The organism is Chryseobacterium herbae, from assembly GCF_025154075.1.
In the GTDB taxonomy this organism is placed as follows: Bacteria; Bacteroidota; Bacteroidia; order Flavobacteriales; family Weeksellaceae; genus Chryseobacterium; species Chryseobacterium herbae.
Genome location: NZ_JAOAMU010000006.1, coordinates 340,579 through 354,903, shown reverse-complemented (window position 1 = coordinate 354,903; position 14,325 = coordinate 340,579). Strand labels below are relative to the sequence as shown.

Below are 14,325 nucleotides of genomic sequence, written 5' to 3'. Positions count from 1 at the left end.
GAAGCCTAAAAAATATCTTTACAGTTTCTGAATTTTTAAAATTTGTGATACAGAACCATTTTCTTTAATTTTCAGGTAATAGAAACCTGCTGCCAGGCCGGTAATATCTATCTGCATTTGTTTTCCTTGAGAATGCAGTTGTTTTATGAGTTTTCCACTCATGTCTACCAGATCAATCTCTGCGATGCCCCTATTCGATTTGTTTTGTATGGTGATGGTATTATTGGCAGGAACGGGACTTGCCGTCCAATTATTTTTTAAATTAGGGGTTTCATCTGTATCTAAATTGTTGGGTGTAGGATCATATATTTCGTAAATTTTATCAATCTTGTTGTTCACACTATTTGAGTTACTCGTGCTGACATAAATTTTTCCATTAGGTGCCGCTAACACATCCCTTATTCTTCCAAAACTTACCTGAGGTATATCCACTTCTGAAATGATAGTGTTTTGATTAGCATCGAATGTCAGCACATATATGGCCTGATTTTTCAATGAAGCCAGGAGTAATTTATTTTGCCATTGTGGGAAGAGCGAATGAGTATAAAAATCAATACCGCATACGGCAATCGTTGGGGTCCAGGATTTAGCAGGTTCATAAACATTGTTGGCGTTGCAGAAAGTAATCTCCGCCGGTAAATTACAATAGCCTTCGACATTGGGCCAGCCATAGTTCCTGCCAGCTTCTATGATGTTAATCTCGTCATCGTTACTGGGACCGTGTTCACTGCTAACGAGTTTAGTCCCCATCATAGTTAGCCCTTGTGGATTACGGTGACCATAGCTCCATACCGCAGAGCCAGGGATAGGATTGTCGCTGGGGATCGTACCATCCAGGTTGTAGCGGAGAATTTTACCGTTCAGTGATGATGTATTTTGAGGAAGACTTTGATCTGCTGCATCACCTGTAGTCATATACAGCATATTATTGTTAATGAGCAAACGGCTGCCATTATGGATGACGGCGGCATCTATAAAATCTACTATTAATCTTTTATAGGTAAGTGCATCTGTAGTCGCGTTATATTCGTACACCACTAATTTTTCCCGGTAGTCGTTCCCGTTGGCCAAATAATTGTAAGAGCAAAATACTTCAGGGGTGTTAGGAAAATCAGGATGCAGAGCCAAACCAAGCATTCCCCCTTCACCGTTATTGATGGACACGTTTTGTTCAAAGATAAGCTGCTTTATTGCACCGGTAACCGGGTTGAGTCTCGAAATTGAACCATGCCTTTGTGTAAACCAAATAGTACCATCTGGTGCACTAACCATTTCCCAGGGAATGTATAATCCACTTTTAACTTCTCTTACAGAATAATCGTTTGCTTGTGCAAAAAGTTGAACATTAATAAATACAGCAATAGCGAGAGTATAAATTTTTATCATCATTTTAAATATTTATCATTCAAATTTAGAAAAAAAAGTATACAAATTGGATTCTTTTTATTTATTTAAATGCTGATTAACAGAGTGTTATGTGATTTATTCTACCGATTTTTTGAAAGCATGAATTTTAAATTATAAAAAAATTATTCTCTTGTATTTAATTCATTTGTTTTCAGTTTTATTTTAATTTAAATTTTTTACTCATTTTCGATTATCCTGAAAAATGATCTGGATTGGTATTTTTCGGCGCTGTTTTCGGAATACATCACGCTATAACCATCGGAAGTTTAAAGATTAAAGTTTAACAATTGTGGCTACTACTCTATTTTACATTTGTTTTCTCAATATAAAGTATATCTATACTGTTATCTTCAAAACAATGGATAGTGATAGGCATGTTAACGTACATTTCATGATAAGGAAGACTGGGTTTTATGACAGTCGTTATAGACCACGAATCTATGAATCTGTATTCTGTCTGGATGTTGTATTTAAATCCTTTATTGGTCCAGTTTTTAGAGATGGACAAAATAACGGTATCAACAACCAGTTTATCTTCCCGCTTTAGATTTTTAAAAGAATTTTTATAAAAAGGAATCACAAACCGAATAAGCAGAAATGTACAAAAAAAGATCATAGCAATGCAAAAATAAGTACCTCCGTCAGTGGTACCGCTTATTATATCCTGAATGGCGGCGTAACCCATGAGTATGAAAGCCGGAAGAAGAATAGGGATGAAAATCAATCCCATAATCACTCTTGTTTTTAGGACAAACTTTAGTTTTTTCTTTTCTTCGGCGGTAAGGGGCTCTTTTCTGATGTGTGTAAGCATGATGGATACGGTTACTTTTGTTTTTTGAGATGAATGATTTTATTAACTCTCATGGGATGATAAAGGTATTCTACCACAGTTCCTTCAACTGGCTGGTTGTGTTCTTTTAAATAATCCAGGACATTGCCATTAGGATCTGCCTGATTTAATTTAGCGATACCTATCAGTTTGCCGTTAGCATCATAACTTTCTACTACTTTGGCCATAAAATAAGTCTCCTGTCGAATCCCATACCTCATACCATCATAAATAATTTCCGCGAATAATTCATCTTCCTGCCTGATCAAAATGACGTCATAATCTGGAGAGCCTTCAGGATCACCTTTATAATAATACATATCTGAGACCATCTGTTTGCCATTGATATAAAAAGCAGTTCCTTTTTTTCTGCCGGTCTCATCAAAGGAATGAACTTTACCATTCAGAACTCCGCTTTTAAGTTCCGCAGATTCTATCAGGCGCCCGTTTTCTGCATAAAATTTAGCCACACCATCAAACTTTCTCTCCGTTTTAGAATTGGATAAGGCTTCAAAATAAAGCTTTCCGGATTTGTAATAATCTTTAAATAAATACTTTTTCCCAACGGGCTTAGGCACCGGTGTATAGTAGACCATTTCCTTTTTGGATACAGGCTGCCAGTTTTCGTCGAAATAAATAACCCCTGTCTGATCAGGAAAACTTCCCAGATAAAACAGTTTGAACAGGATTAAAAAAGGAATTGTAGGCATCGTGAATTCAGGTTATTGATTGTATTCCAGCACATCCGCAATCAGAAAAGAATTTCCGGAAGGAATTACTTTGATATCTCTTTTATAATTAATCTTAGCTTCCGTATCTGTAATAACGGTTTCAAATAGATAAGCATTGCCGGTCTTCTTTATGAAAACACATTGCGTCACTTCGATGAACCCATAATACGCATTGGAAACCAGATAGCCTTTACCTACGCCTGCATATTGAACGTTAAAATCTTTAGCCCATTTCTTTTCGAAAGCTTTCCGCGTCATACCGCCATCCATACCTGTTTCTGCTGCATCATCTTTATAAGCCATATATTGAGTGGTATAGATTTGTTTATGTTTTCCCTCTGCCTCTTCATTGGTATTTTCTGCCATGCCGTTGGCTTTATTTAAAGTATTGGCAACGGTGCGAGTGATCCAGATTTTAGCTTTTTCAGTTTCTTTAGCTTCTTTAGTTGTATTTTGCTGAGCAGCAGGCTTATTATCTGTTATCTTTTTTTGTGCATGAGCATGATTAAGTGCGCTTAATGATAGAACGATAGCTGTGATGATAATTTTGTTCATCTTTTTAGGTTGATTTATTGTGATGCAATGTAGTGATTATGGAGGAATTTATACTTGATCAGTAATCAATACAGTACCACCTTTTTCCGTCACTTTGTATGGTGATTCTGTCACCCGGGCCTTTGGTTCCGGCAGCGCTGTTTCCAAGTACATAGACCTGTGTAGAGGATAATACTGAACCATCATCATCCTTTGCATAAATAACAGGTTGGCTTAAGGTTAAACCATATTCTTTAAAAGCGGTGAAATCACTATTCCATTCGCCATGACCGTTGGTTCCGCCGTTCAGAGAGGTGATCTTGTAGATACGTCCTTTGCAGCTAGCCGGATCTGGTATCGTAAAAGTGACATGACTCGCTTCGTCTTTTGATATCCCGGTAAAAATGACAGAATAATCTCTGTCGGTAAGAGTATAGTTAGTGTCTGTAGTGACTACAGGCATTGATAATGATCCGTTTACCTGTAAAACACTGTTCGGAATTGTAGTGCCAATGCCCAGATTTCCGCCTGGAGTCAGGACAACATCATTGGCCTGTTGCACAAGTGTAGGAAGACTGTTTGCATTGTTATCTTTCCCTCCATCGATGTGAAATGCACCCTGAGGGTTTTGAGTATTGATTCCTATTTGTGCATGTGTAGCAAAGCATACTGATAAAAAGAATGCTGTTAATAATTTGTTTTTCATAATTTTTGAACGCCCATTTTGTTTTTTTCTATAAAAAGAAGACAAAGAACTGTCTTAATTGGCAGTTTGGGCTTGACAAAAATCAAGAATTTGTAAAAAGAATATTTTGCCCGGCGTTCCGGATTTGAAATACTTACTGATATTCAATAATTTGCATAAAAAAACCGCCCTTTTCAGAGCGGTATACTTTTTTAATTTTAATGGCTTGTCTTAGCAAGTAGATCCACAAGAAAGGATCTGGATGTGTACAACACCGTTTACAACGCACTGTACCTGGCATAATGTATTCCCTACAAGAACACCTACACCGTTTACAGCACCTCCTACTGTACTGGTAACGCCACCTACAACGCCACCTACGATAGTACCTACACCACCTACTACTCCGCCAACTACTCCACCTAGTCCTCCGATAACACCTCCGATGTTATCAAAGATTCCGTCACCTGAAATAGTTTTCAATTCGTTTCTGTTCAATTTTTTAAAATTTTTCATGAGTATAATTTTATATTGTTATTACATCACTAAGATAAGAATAATTACAATATGTTTATATTATTTCGAAAAAAATAATTAAATATATTTATAAATTAATATTTGATTAATATAAATGGTATTTGATGAATATATCATTATTTGAATTATCTTTCTTATTTTCATGAAAATGAACAATTTACATGTATGGGCATTAATATGAAAAGTACATAAATAATAAAAAGCCAAAAAGCCAAAAAAGCCCATTAATAAAGGGTTTTAGCTATGGTAAGCCCTATATTACGAATTGATACGAAATGTACATTAAATACCATTTAATTACTGTTTAAATGTTCTTTAATTACGATTTACAGCCCCTAATGGGGCTTTTCTCGTTTATATAGGTGTATCAATTACCTTATTTCAGCAAATAGCCGTAAAACAAAGGATTTGAGACCCTAGAAATGTTCTTTAAATAAGCCAAAACTTAGCTAATAACACAAAGAAAAGAGCCCTGTAATAGTAGCCCAAAATAGGCGATTTTTTTAAATGGGTGTACCAATGGATGTACTAATGCATGTACTTTTTTATATGTAAAATACGCAGTAACCTATATCAAAACATACTATAAAAGGTACAAAAACAATGTTTTACTGTAGAATAACAACCCAAAACAGCCGTGAAAAAGCTTATACGTAAATGTATATTATTGATTATCAATAATATATGAATTTAATTTTCTTTACAGCTACTTTTCCAGCTTGTTTTTGGGCATTAGATTGAATAATTGCTGAAAGTTAGCTTCTAGGTCATCAATTCTTTTAAACAGATTTGAAGGGTCCGGGAATTCAAATTTAAAAGCCCCTTTAAGCTCCCATACTTCCTTTATGTACCTTGGATCAATGCTTATATTGGGGTAATCTGCTCTATCCAAAGTATCAGATTTACAGATCAGGTTATTATATTTTTTAATTCTATTCAGACAACGTTTAATGATTAGCCCATCTTCAAATTTATCACCATCGTCATACACTATTATGTAGATACGACCGTCTTTGATATTTTCAACCCAATTTTCGACCCATTCACCAACGGCAATACTTTTATTGGGTAATGTTTGGTTCATTGATTCTCCTTTAACCTCAAACATTCTGAAAATACCATTGTTTAAGTTTGGAAGTCTGTATGTTGGTAGATTTTGAATAAATTCAGGTTTATGATAACCTGTCAAATATCCTGCACGCGCTTTTACAGGTACTAAAACAACATTATCTTTTTGGTTACTGTCAATTGTGACCACCTGCGGAACTTTATGCTCAAATGAGGTCGTAATATCAATGTCTTTATAGTTATTAATCTTCGTTTGCCTTTCTATCGAACCTGATCCAGTAAAAAGAAAGTTCCCGTCAATCCATTCACATTTTGTGAATATCAGCTGATAGTCTAACATATTCCTTTTACGCCAATTGGCTAAGGTATTAGGTTTTATATCTAAAAAATCAGCAAGTTCCTTGTCCTTTTCAAAGCCAAGTCGCGTTTTTATCTTGTCGATAATCAATGAGTTATCTACTTCAATTCCCATTTTGTGAATTTTTATTTGGATTTGTTCACATTTTGTGTATATATTTGTTCACATAATTTGAACAAAGAAGCACATGGACAAAAGTAATCAAATTAGGAAGAAGTGCAATACGGGAATCCTTAAAAAAATTGCTGACAAGTATTCTGTATCAACTCGATATGTAAGATACTGTCTTACCGGGGAAAGAAAAGGCGAAACACCTGACAAGATTGTTGCCGATTATAAAGCAACTGAATCTGCACTAAACAAGATTTTAGAAAATTAATAAAATCCAATAGATATGAAAAAAGTACTACACGCAATCTTTTGCAAGATCACTTACGATTCTAACCCGGTTGAAGATGTTAGAACTCGCGAAAAACAAATTGCAACCTGTTACCAAATCTTTGGGATCACTTGCAAAATTGTCTACAAACCACTCTTAGGATAAATAAACATGATCAAAGAAACTCCATACGAATTTTATAATGACAAATTAGGTATCAAGATTAAATACTTGATCTCTGATTGCAATAAACATGAGCATAGCTTGTGTCTATTGTCTTATAGAGCATTTAAAAAACGTATGGATTCTTTGACTAGCGGAGAAAAGCAATTAAGACGTGCTTCTATAGGTTATGAAGCATTAGTTGATTTCCGTAGTTTATCTCAGGAATGGCAGGATCTTATTACCGTTACTTTCGGAAATCCTCCTGAAAAAGTAAAGGAAAATTTTTTTGCCAAACACTATTTCACAGATAATGAAGCTTTATCGTTTTTCAAAACACATCGTTACGGAGAAAGAAACGAAAAATACCTTGATGATGAAACCGTTTTGCTATATACCTATAATGCAAGTATTTTAAATACAGTTCTAAAACTTAAAGCAGACCGCAAAGGGATGAAAAAAGCTTTAGGCTCGACAACAATGGACATTTGGGATTCTTTAAGCCGTGATGTTAACTCCTTCACCCTAGTACACCATAATTTACCAAAAAATAAAGATGCTTTACGTAGGAAAACAAATGAGTATCAAAAAAACGGCTTTACTTCGTTGATCTCTGGAAAATTACAAAACAATAACGCTCGTAAAGTTGCTACTGACGAACAAACAGCCCTAATTGACGAGTTATTATCAAAACACAACAATTTCGATAATGAAATTATCTGCACAATGTATAATGCAGTCGCAAAGCAGTTGAACTGGAAAAACATTACATCCGGCACAATAGCAAACCGCAAAAAAGAAAGGGATTTGGTCGTGTTCGCTGGAAGAAATGGAGTTTCTGCATTAAGGAATACAATTCTAATGCAGAATAAGAGACGTAAACCATCTGCACCGCTTTTATTTTGGACACTGGATGGATGGGACGTAGAATTACTATATCAAAAAACCGACACTAACAAAAATGGGCACTCAGTGACCACTTATAACAACAGATTAAATGCTGTAATAGTTTTAGACCCTTATAATTATCACATTGTAGGCTATGCAATCGGAACCCATGAAACCCCGGAGCTGATAAAGTCAGCATTGCAAAATGCACAAAATCACATTTGCAAATTATTCGGAGATTACTATAAACCTTACCAAATTCAAACTGATAATTACGGAAGAGGCGCATTAAAGCCAACTTATGAAAGTGTTTGTACTGTCTATACTCCTGCACAAGTTAAGAACGCAAAATCAAAAGTTATTGAACCATGGTTTTCAAGATTTAATAACAAGTATTGCAAGATGCAGTCTAATTGGTCCGGTTACAATGTAACCACTGGTAGTAAAAATCAGCCAAATGCGGAATTCTTAAATAAAATCAAACATTCATTCCCTGATTTAAAAGGGTGTATCAGGCAAATTGAAAATATGATTGAAGCTGACAGGAAAGAAACGCTTATTGATTTTATGAACGGCTTTGATAAGATACCTCAGGAGTTCCTTTCTACCATGTCAAAAGAATATTTCTTAGATGCTTTAGGGAACACTACAGGATATACAAATAAACTACAGCCGGACGGTGTGACACCTACAATTTTGGGAGAAGAAAAATGTTACGACAGTTTTGACCTTAATTTCCGAATGCTGTCCCACATAAACTGGACTGTCAAATTTGACCCTCATAATCTCAACAATGTTCTTGCTGTTTCGGAAGATGGAAAACATAAGTTCTTACTACAAGAAAAATATATGCCATCAATGGCACTTGCAGATAGAATGACAGAGGATTCAGCACAACTGAAAAAAGTTAAGGACTTCAATAAATACGCAGAAGACTATATCATTGAAGAGCGAGCAAAAAATGCCAATGTATTACAAAACTTATTTGAAGACCGCCCGGAACTAAATGACACCCTTGCAAAAATGCTTCTTACTGATAGTTTGGGCCAACACAAAAACCAAAAATCAAAAGAACGCCTGCAGATCGAAGTACAAACAGAAAAGGTCAACAGAAAAATAAAGAAACAAGAAGAAACTATAAATAATAATAGTTGGCTACAAGAACAAAACGAATATTTAAATAATAAACTCAACCTCGAAAAATACTTACAAGATGAATAAGCAAACTAAAGAAAATATCTTAACAAATTTTGAATTTTACTTAGATGAAAAGGATTTATCAGCAAATGAATTCGCTGATTTATCAGGAGTGCCTGCAAATTACCTGTCTCTTATGCGTGCCGGAAAATATACTGTTCCAGCTGGCGGAGGCAAGGAAGTTGAAATTGGCGAAAAATATTTTTTAAAAATAGCTGATACAATTGGCTTCGCAGTAAAAAAAGCTTACTGGAAAACAATCATTACCCCGCAAATGAAGCAAATATTGGCAACCTTGGAAGATGCAAAAGAATTCGGGTATACCAATATTATTATCGGTGAAACTGGATGTGGAAAAACTTGGATTTCTGATTTGTTTGTTGCGCAAGACCCGCGAGCATCTTTCAAAGTTACCGTAGGTTCAACCGACACTATAAATGATCTTTTAGATAAGATATGTGAAGTGTTAAAACTGCCTCTGAATCATTCTAAATCTAAGAAGATCACATCAATAATCAAGGCACTTAAAACAAAGCGTGAAAACGGCTTAAAACCAGCTTTAATTTTAGACGAGGCTGAATATATGAAGCAGGCAACCCTGTGTAACACTAAAGAGCTTCATGATCATTTAAACAAGCATTGTGCTTTAGTCCTTATCGGAACTGATCAGCTGGAGGCGAAATTGGATAAACTGAGAAAGAAAAACCGTGATGGGGTTCCGCAGTTTTATCGTCGCATAAAGTTCGGGATCAGACGTCTTATCAATATTGATACTTCATTCAAAGATTTTCTGACTGAACTTGATGTTCAAGACAAAGATTTAGTAAAGTTCCTACAGCAGAACTGCGAGAATTACGGAGAACTACATGACGTTTTAGTACCTGCAATGAGAGAGGCTGACAGATTACAGGAGCCGTTGACATTGAATTTAGTAAGAAGGGCCTTAAACATTGCCACGGTCTGATGAAACAGGTTTATTCAGTACAGAGGTTAAAGCAAATCAAGGTTGAAAGATTAAAACTTAGTTACGAATTTGAAGAAGCATTTGGAACACCGCAAAGCCGGGGTATTTGGTTTTTATGGGGTAACTCAGGAAGCGGAAAATCAAGTTTTGTAATGCAGTTGGCCAAAGAACTTGCAAGGGATGATAAAACATTTTATAACCTCTTAGAAGAAAGTCCTGATGATGATTCCTTCTTACAAAGAGTTGAATTATTTGAAATGGACCAGGTGGAAAAGAATTTTGGAGTTCAGAGTTTTGATTACACAGAACTTAATGAGTATTTAGATAAAAAAGGCTCTCCAAAATACACAATAATTGATTCTGCTAAATACTTCTTTCAAACCTTTGAGCAGGTTTTAGAATTAGAAAAGAAGTACTGCAACAAAAAACACAATAAAACATTCATAATTACTGGCCATGCAGATGGCAAGAACCCAAGAACGGAACTTGAAAAAAGTATAATGTACCACGCCTATATGAAATTACACGTTGATGCTTACGCAGTACACTGTAAAGGCCGGAGCATCGGAAGAAATGGCGGACACTTTATCATTTGGCCAGAGAAATATGAAGAACTAAATGGAAAACAAAACTAATATGGAAATAACAGCAATTGACTTAATAAATACACTGACGATAGACAGCATTTTTGGTGTTTTGTCATGGTATGAAAGAACTGCAATACATCAGTATTTAAACAATAAGATTTCCCCGGAAGATATGCCGGAAAAAGTCACAGTGTTAGCATCTGTTGTAAAGGAAAACAACATTGTCCCGCCACAAATGAAATATGGCCAAGATAGGTTAAAGTATTATTTACAGGAGTACAGGGAATACGAATTTTTAGACCTTCCAAATGAATGGCTACAAATCGAAGAATATGCAAAGTATTACCCTGAATTAACACAGAAAATAAAAGAAATAACAAATAAGAATTTCAATAATAAAAATAACACATTATGAATGCAATAGATATCAATACACTATCACCTGAGCAAAAGAAAAGCTTAGAAAACCAGCTGAAAGCAGACAAAAGAGAAGCTAAAGCAAAAAGAGCCAATGACCTGACGGCCTTTAAAGATTTATCAGAATCCTACATTGAAAAGCACATTGATTCTTTAGTACATCACCACGAAATAACAGGAATGATGATTGAGAAGCTTTGGAATGATTTTAAACCGCTTCGTGATCTGAAAGCGGGCGTGTATGGAGTTAAAATAAATGATCAGGACAGCTACACTGTAAGCTCAAAAGATGGCTCTTCAAGTATTACAGTTGGCTACAATGTGACAATCGGTTTTGATGGTACAGAAAGCGCAGGAGTAGAAAAAATAAAGGAGTTTTTAAAATCTCTTTCCAGTGACGCAGATAATGTGAAAAAATTGTCAGCTGCTGTCAATACATTCTTAAAGCCAAATGTAAAAACAGGAATGCTGAACCCTTCAAAAATCATTGAACTATCAAAGCTTAAATCTGAATTCAATGACGATCGCTTTGATGAAGGTCTTGAAATTATTATGAGCGCGCAACAACGTCGTCAAAATAGTATGTATGTAAGCGGTTGGAAGTTCGTAATAATTGATGGTTTGTCAAAGAAACTGGAATTCAGATTTACAATATAACATCCCAAACGGTTTTATATGGCGGTTCGATTCCGCCATTGGGAGCAACAAAGAATTGATATGGAAAATTTAAGCCAATACAGTGTAATATATAGTAATAAAATGGGAATGGGATATATAATACCTGATCCCATTGATATTAACTCGTTTATTAATCGTATTCCGGTTAAAATTGGAAACGAAACAATACAGCCACAAGCTAAAACAACTTTGATAGGATATTTTGATATAAGTCCTGCAATGTACATAGGAATGTTAGAAAATGAAATGATATTTTATTTGGGAGATACATCTGATTTATTTGAACGAAAACAGTATTTCATCGCAATTGTCAAAGTCTCAGAGACTCGAATTTTCTCAATGTTTTCCCATAACGCAGGCCGTGATTTCAATCTTGTTAATAATAAATGGAAATAAAAAATTAAGATATGAACCCAAAAGAAGAATTAAAAGTATTATTTGCCCACAGACCAAATTTAGAAGTGGCAATGGAGGTTTTCGGTTTTTCAGGAAGAAGGACTACTATTATTGATGACCTCACAGAAGAGGAAGCTTCAATGCTTCTGTCGATCCATACCCCGAACGAAGAAAATTTGGAGGAAGAATATAACGCTTTGAAAGAAGAATTATTTAAGAAAGGATGGAAAGGAAAAATTTTGAAACTGGCCGAATCCACCGGGATAAAAGACAAAGGTGATTTCAACAGGTTTAATAATTGGATGCTGACCAAAAGCGTGTTTAAGAAGCATTTAAATGCACATTCCATTGAAGAATTGAAATATGTTCATAAACAGTTGCAGGGAGTTAAGTATAATAACGCTCAAAGTGCAAAAAAGCCAATGAATAAAGCGTGGTGGAAAAAAGGTGATGAACTTGTGAATTTAAATTAAATCATATGGAAACTAAAGCCCTTTTAAAAAGCTTTATAAGTACTGTAATTTCCGCTTTCGGGGTTTCGATGGATGATATACGGTCTAAATGCAGAAAAGCGGAATTATGCGATATAAGAATGATTTTGATTTATGAAATGAGACAAGGCGGTTATACCTACGCTCGTATTGGTGAAGTACTCCACCGGGATTATTCAACTATCATGTGGAATTTCAACAATTATGAAGCACGCTTTCTGTATGATGAAAACTTCAAGAAAAAAGTTTTAGTAGTAAAAAAATTAAAAGACAATGAGATGAATATACTTCTGAATTTAGATAATAGCAAATTGTTAGTTTTAAACAATAGCATGTTGGCCTTAGACACTATAAACCTACAAAGCCAACCAAGACAGCTAAAAAGCAGTATTTCGATATGCACAGAGCTTAGAACAGAGCTATTACAGAGAGCAATCAAAAGAAGGCAGAAAGATAAGGCCTTTACTCTGAAAATGAGTTACTATAAAGCAGATGCCCTTTGGCAATTTCTGACAGAATACGAAATCTATTTTCCTGATGATTTCGGAAGCTACGAAAAAAACGCTGTTTTAATAATGAAGAATGAACTACACAAGCAATTATTATGAGAACATTTATAGCAAAGAATCAAAAAACGGGGCTTAAAATGACATTTAAATATGATTTAAACGGTGTTTTAAAAATATTGGAGTTTGATGGTGACTGGAATGTTGAGCGGATAGAAAAGGTAAAAACAATTTTCCCTGCCAGTACTGAAAAAATGTTGTTTGAAATCGAAAATCAAAAACTAACCAGCCCTTGGATATTTGCCGAACTCACGGACATTTCTTTTGAGGCGTTTTATAAACGTTATCCAAGAAAAGTAGGAAGAAAGGAAGAAACACAGAAGGCCTTTGAAAAATTAGGTGAAGTGGATAAAATGGAAGCGATTCTTTATATCGAAGGATTGATCAAACTTAAAAGTGACGGAACAGCATTCCCATACCCTGCAACATACTTAAATAAAAAGCACTGGAAATAATGGAAAAAAAATTAGTAGTTGGGTTAGCTGGTTTCAGCTCTTTACAAGAAAAGGAAAATAATGTTTTAGATCAGCGAAAACAATTGACGTATGAAGACCTGCTTCAATTACACGAATTTGTTAGAACTATTCCTGAGCCAATCAAAGAAGCGAGAGAAGAATTCGAAAGACTGGCAACTGCAATGACAGCTTTAAGTGCAGGCAGACATAAAGTTATTATTAATGAAATACATTCGGTTAATCCCAACGAACGACATTTTAAAAATAAAAGGAAATGGTAAAAATAAACTGCCACTGGTACACCAGCGAAGAAATAAAGGAAGCCCTTGAAAAAAAAGGATATTCTGTTGTTACTTTAGAGATAAGTACAGAGAAACGAGATTTCCCATTATACGAGACGTACGCTCTTAAGAATGGTGAAGAGGCCACTGTTTTAAATACTGCCAAAAGCATTGCTTTAAAAGAGTTTAATAAAAAGCCTCCATTAATATAATGGTTACGGATACCCGTAGCCTTTTTTTATTTACAAACCATAAATTTGACAATTAAACACACAACATGAACGAATACAGATATACCGCGAACAACACAGACATCAATCGGATAAAATATGCACTTAAAACGTGTGTTATGGGTGAAGGACTTTCTTTTTTATTTGATATTATAGTCATAAGAAAAGATGAAAACTACTCTACAATTGTTTTTAAAAACAAAAGTGAAAAACCTATTAATCCAATGGAATTTTTTAGTTTTGGTATTATCATAGGGCGAGACTATCAGGATATGAACAAAGAAAGGTCAAAGAGAAAAATAAATATAGAACTTACTTTTGAAAATGATAAATTTCCTACTACCAAAGACACAAAGGAACTTGAATACAGCCTGCTTTCTACTCTTAAAGATGCTTTAAATGAAGATAGGCTAATTGTACAGGATGTGAAAATAAAAAGTCATTTGGAAATAGATTTTGAAACTATTATTATCACTTAAAATTAT

20 protein-coding genes are annotated in these 14,325 nt (G+C 34.9%); 13 read left to right on the top strand and 7 right to left on the bottom strand.

Annotated features, from left to right (window positions below; all coding sequences use genetic code 11):
• Positions 1–18: 18 nt before the first annotated feature.
• From N0B48_RS19000 to N0B48_RS18970, 7 genes are all read right to left on the bottom strand, one after another.
• A complete protein-coding gene (locus N0B48_RS19000) occupies positions 19–1,389 on the bottom strand; it encodes a PQQ-dependent sugar dehydrogenase (protein WP_259840538.1) in 1,371 nt (456 codons plus the stop codon).
• A 319-nt stretch (positions 1,390–1,708) separates the two neighbouring features.
• Complete coding sequence (locus N0B48_RS18995; protein WP_259840537.1) at positions 1,709–2,218, bottom strand: hypothetical protein; 510 nt, start codon at positions 2,216–2,218, stop codon at positions 1,709–1,711.
• 11 nt (positions 2,219–2,229) lie between these two features.
• Positions 2,230–2,946 carry a toxin-antitoxin system YwqK family antitoxin gene (locus tag N0B48_RS18990; protein ID WP_259840536.1) on the bottom strand — a complete coding sequence of 239 codons (717 nt, stop codon included), beginning with the start codon at positions 2,944–2,946 and terminating at the stop codon, positions 2,230–2,232.
• Positions 2,947–2,958: 12 nt separating this feature from the next.
• Positions 2,959–3,522, bottom strand: a complete 564-nt coding sequence (locus tag N0B48_RS18985) for a hypothetical protein (RefSeq protein ID WP_259840535.1) — start codon at positions 3,520–3,522, stop codon at positions 2,959–2,961.
• 58 nt (positions 3,523–3,580) lie between these two features.
• Positions 3,581–4,207: a hypothetical protein gene (locus N0B48_RS18980; RefSeq protein WP_259840534.1), complete on the bottom strand. Its 627-nt coding sequence runs from the start codon at positions 4,205–4,207 to the stop codon at positions 3,581–3,583.
• 210 nt (positions 4,208–4,417) lie between these two features.
• Positions 4,418–4,702 (bottom strand): bacteriocin-like protein, encoded by a 285-nt coding sequence (locus N0B48_RS18975; RefSeq protein WP_259840533.1) that lies wholly within the window; start codon positions 4,700–4,702, stop codon positions 4,418–4,420.
• Between the two features lie 727 nt (positions 4,703–5,429).
• Positions 5,430–6,263 (bottom strand): LexA family transcriptional regulator, encoded by an 834-nt coding sequence (locus tag N0B48_RS18970; protein ID WP_259840532.1) that lies wholly within the window; start codon positions 6,261–6,263, stop codon positions 5,430–5,432.
• Between the two features lie 73 nt (positions 6,264–6,336).
• Here N0B48_RS18970 and N0B48_RS18965 point away from each other — a divergent pair, with 73 nt between their 5' ends.
• From N0B48_RS18965 to N0B48_RS18905, 13 genes are all read left to right on the top strand, one after another.
• Positions 6,337–6,528 (top strand): hypothetical protein, encoded by a 192-nt coding sequence (locus N0B48_RS18965; RefSeq protein WP_259840531.1) that lies wholly within the window; start codon positions 6,337–6,339, stop codon positions 6,526–6,528.
• Positions 6,529–6,699: 171 nt separating this feature from the next.
• Positions 6,700–8,799: a hypothetical protein gene (locus tag N0B48_RS18960; protein ID WP_259840530.1), complete on the top strand. Its 2,100-nt coding sequence runs from the start codon at positions 6,700–6,702 to the stop codon at positions 8,797–8,799.
• Positions 8,792–9,739, top strand: coding sequence for an AAA family ATPase (locus tag N0B48_RS18955; protein ID WP_259840529.1), 948 nt, complete (start codon positions 8,792–8,794; stop codon positions 9,737–9,739). The genes N0B48_RS18960 and N0B48_RS18955 overlap by 8 nt, the downstream gene beginning before the upstream one ends.
• Positions 9,739–10,374, top strand: a complete 636-nt coding sequence (locus tag N0B48_RS18950) for a P-loop NTPase family protein (RefSeq protein WP_259840528.1) — start codon at positions 9,739–9,741, stop codon at positions 10,372–10,374. Before N0B48_RS18955 ends, N0B48_RS18950 begins: the two co-directional genes overlap by 1 nt.
• A 1-nt stretch (position 10,375) precedes the next feature.
• On the top strand, positions 10,376–10,741 hold the full coding sequence (locus tag N0B48_RS18945) for a hypothetical protein (protein WP_259840527.1): 366 nt from the start codon (positions 10,376–10,378) through the stop codon (positions 10,739–10,741).
• Positions 10,738–11,400: a DUF3164 family protein gene (locus tag N0B48_RS18940; protein WP_259840526.1), complete on the top strand. Its 663-nt coding sequence runs from the start codon at positions 10,738–10,740 to the stop codon at positions 11,398–11,400. Before N0B48_RS18945 ends, N0B48_RS18940 begins: the two co-directional genes overlap by 4 nt.
• A 60-nt stretch (positions 11,401–11,460) precedes the next feature.
• A complete protein-coding gene (locus tag N0B48_RS18935; protein WP_259840525.1) occupies positions 11,461–11,817 on the top strand; it encodes a hypothetical protein in 357 nt (118 codons plus the stop codon).
• Positions 11,818–11,828: 11 nt separating this feature from the next.
• The gene (locus N0B48_RS18930; RefSeq protein WP_259840524.1) at positions 11,829–12,290 is read left to right on the top strand and encodes a hypothetical protein; all 462 of its coding nucleotides are present in this window, start codon (positions 11,829–11,831) and stop codon (positions 12,288–12,290) included.
• Positions 12,291–12,295: 5 nt separating this feature from the next.
• Positions 12,296–12,916 (top strand): helix-turn-helix domain-containing protein, encoded by a 621-nt coding sequence (locus N0B48_RS18925; RefSeq protein ID WP_259840523.1) that lies wholly within the window; start codon positions 12,296–12,298, stop codon positions 12,914–12,916.
• Positions 12,913–13,329: an LvrA C-terminal domain-related protein gene (locus N0B48_RS18920; RefSeq protein WP_259840522.1), complete on the top strand. Its 417-nt coding sequence runs from the start codon at positions 12,913–12,915 to the stop codon at positions 13,327–13,329. Before N0B48_RS18925 ends, N0B48_RS18920 begins: the two co-directional genes overlap by 4 nt.
• Positions 13,329–13,610 carry a hypothetical protein gene (locus N0B48_RS18915; protein ID WP_259840521.1) on the top strand — a complete coding sequence of 94 codons (282 nt, stop codon included), beginning with the start codon at positions 13,329–13,331 and terminating at the stop codon, positions 13,608–13,610. The genes N0B48_RS18920 and N0B48_RS18915 overlap by 1 nt, the downstream gene beginning before the upstream one ends.
• Positions 13,604–13,822 carry a YkuS family protein gene (locus N0B48_RS18910; protein WP_259840520.1) on the top strand — a complete coding sequence of 73 codons (219 nt, stop codon included), beginning with the start codon at positions 13,604–13,606 and terminating at the stop codon, positions 13,820–13,822. The genes N0B48_RS18915 and N0B48_RS18910 overlap by 7 nt, the downstream gene beginning before the upstream one ends.
• A gap of 137 nt (positions 13,823–13,959) precedes the next feature.
• Complete coding sequence (locus tag N0B48_RS18905; protein ID WP_259840519.1) at positions 13,960–14,319, top strand: hypothetical protein; 360 nt, start codon at positions 13,960–13,962, stop codon at positions 14,317–14,319.
• Positions 14,320–14,325 lie beyond the last annotated feature (6 nt).

What these genes read in the sequence shown, in the direction of transcription:
- N0B48_RS19000 (WP_259840538.1), bottom strand. Translation starts at nt 1,389, where the DNA reads ATGATGATAAAAATTTATACTCTCGCTATTGCTGTATTTATTAATGTT.
- N0B48_RS18995 (WP_259840537.1), bottom strand. Translation starts at nt 2,218, where the DNA reads ATGCTTACACACATCAGAAAAGAGCCCCTTACCGCCGAAGAAAAGAAA.
- N0B48_RS18990 (WP_259840536.1), bottom strand. Translation starts at nt 2,946, where the DNA reads ATGCCTACAATTCCTTTTTTAATCCTGTTCAAACTGTTTTATCTGGGA.
- N0B48_RS18985 (WP_259840535.1), bottom strand. Translation starts at nt 3,522, where the DNA reads ATGAACAAAATTATCATCACAGCTATCGTTCTATCATTAAGCGCACTT.
- N0B48_RS18980 (WP_259840534.1), bottom strand. Translation starts at nt 4,207, where the DNA reads ATGAAAAACAAATTATTAACAGCATTCTTTTTATCAGTATGCTTTGCT.
- N0B48_RS18975 (WP_259840533.1), bottom strand. Translation starts at nt 4,702, where the DNA reads ATGAAAAATTTTAAAAAATTGAACAGAAACGAATTGAAAACTATTTCA.
- N0B48_RS18970 (WP_259840532.1), bottom strand. Translation starts at nt 6,263, where the DNA reads ATGGGAATTGAAGTAGATAACTCATTGATTATCGACAAGATAAAAACG.
- N0B48_RS18965 (WP_259840531.1), top strand. Translation starts at nt 6,337, where the DNA reads ATGGACAAAAGTAATCAAATTAGGAAGAAGTGCAATACGGGAATCCTT.
- N0B48_RS18960 (WP_259840530.1), top strand. Translation starts at nt 6,700, where the DNA reads ATGATCAAAGAAACTCCATACGAATTTTATAATGACAAATTAGGTATC.
- N0B48_RS18955 (WP_259840529.1), top strand. Translation starts at nt 8,792, where the DNA reads ATGAATAAGCAAACTAAAGAAAATATCTTAACAAATTTTGAATTTTAC.
- N0B48_RS18950 (WP_259840528.1), top strand. Translation starts at nt 9,739, where the DNA reads ATGAAACAGGTTTATTCAGTACAGAGGTTAAAGCAAATCAAGGTTGAA.
- N0B48_RS18945 (WP_259840527.1), top strand. Translation starts at nt 10,376, where the DNA reads ATGGAAATAACAGCAATTGACTTAATAAATACACTGACGATAGACAGC.
- N0B48_RS18940 (WP_259840526.1), top strand. Translation starts at nt 10,738, where the DNA reads ATGAATGCAATAGATATCAATACACTATCACCTGAGCAAAAGAAAAGC.
- N0B48_RS18935 (WP_259840525.1), top strand. Translation starts at nt 11,461, where the DNA reads ATGGAAAATTTAAGCCAATACAGTGTAATATATAGTAATAAAATGGGA.
- N0B48_RS18930 (WP_259840524.1), top strand. Translation starts at nt 11,829, where the DNA reads ATGAACCCAAAAGAAGAATTAAAAGTATTATTTGCCCACAGACCAAAT.
- N0B48_RS18925 (WP_259840523.1), top strand. Translation starts at nt 12,296, where the DNA reads ATGGAAACTAAAGCCCTTTTAAAAAGCTTTATAAGTACTGTAATTTCC.
- N0B48_RS18920 (WP_259840522.1), top strand. Translation starts at nt 12,913, where the DNA reads ATGAGAACATTTATAGCAAAGAATCAAAAAACGGGGCTTAAAATGACA.
- N0B48_RS18915 (WP_259840521.1), top strand. Translation starts at nt 13,329, where the DNA reads ATGGAAAAAAAATTAGTAGTTGGGTTAGCTGGTTTCAGCTCTTTACAA.
- N0B48_RS18910 (WP_259840520.1), top strand. Translation starts at nt 13,604, where the DNA reads ATGGTAAAAATAAACTGCCACTGGTACACCAGCGAAGAAATAAAGGAA.
- N0B48_RS18905 (WP_259840519.1), top strand. Translation starts at nt 13,960, where the DNA reads ATGGGTGAAGGACTTTCTTTTTTATTTGATATTATAGTCATAAGAAAA.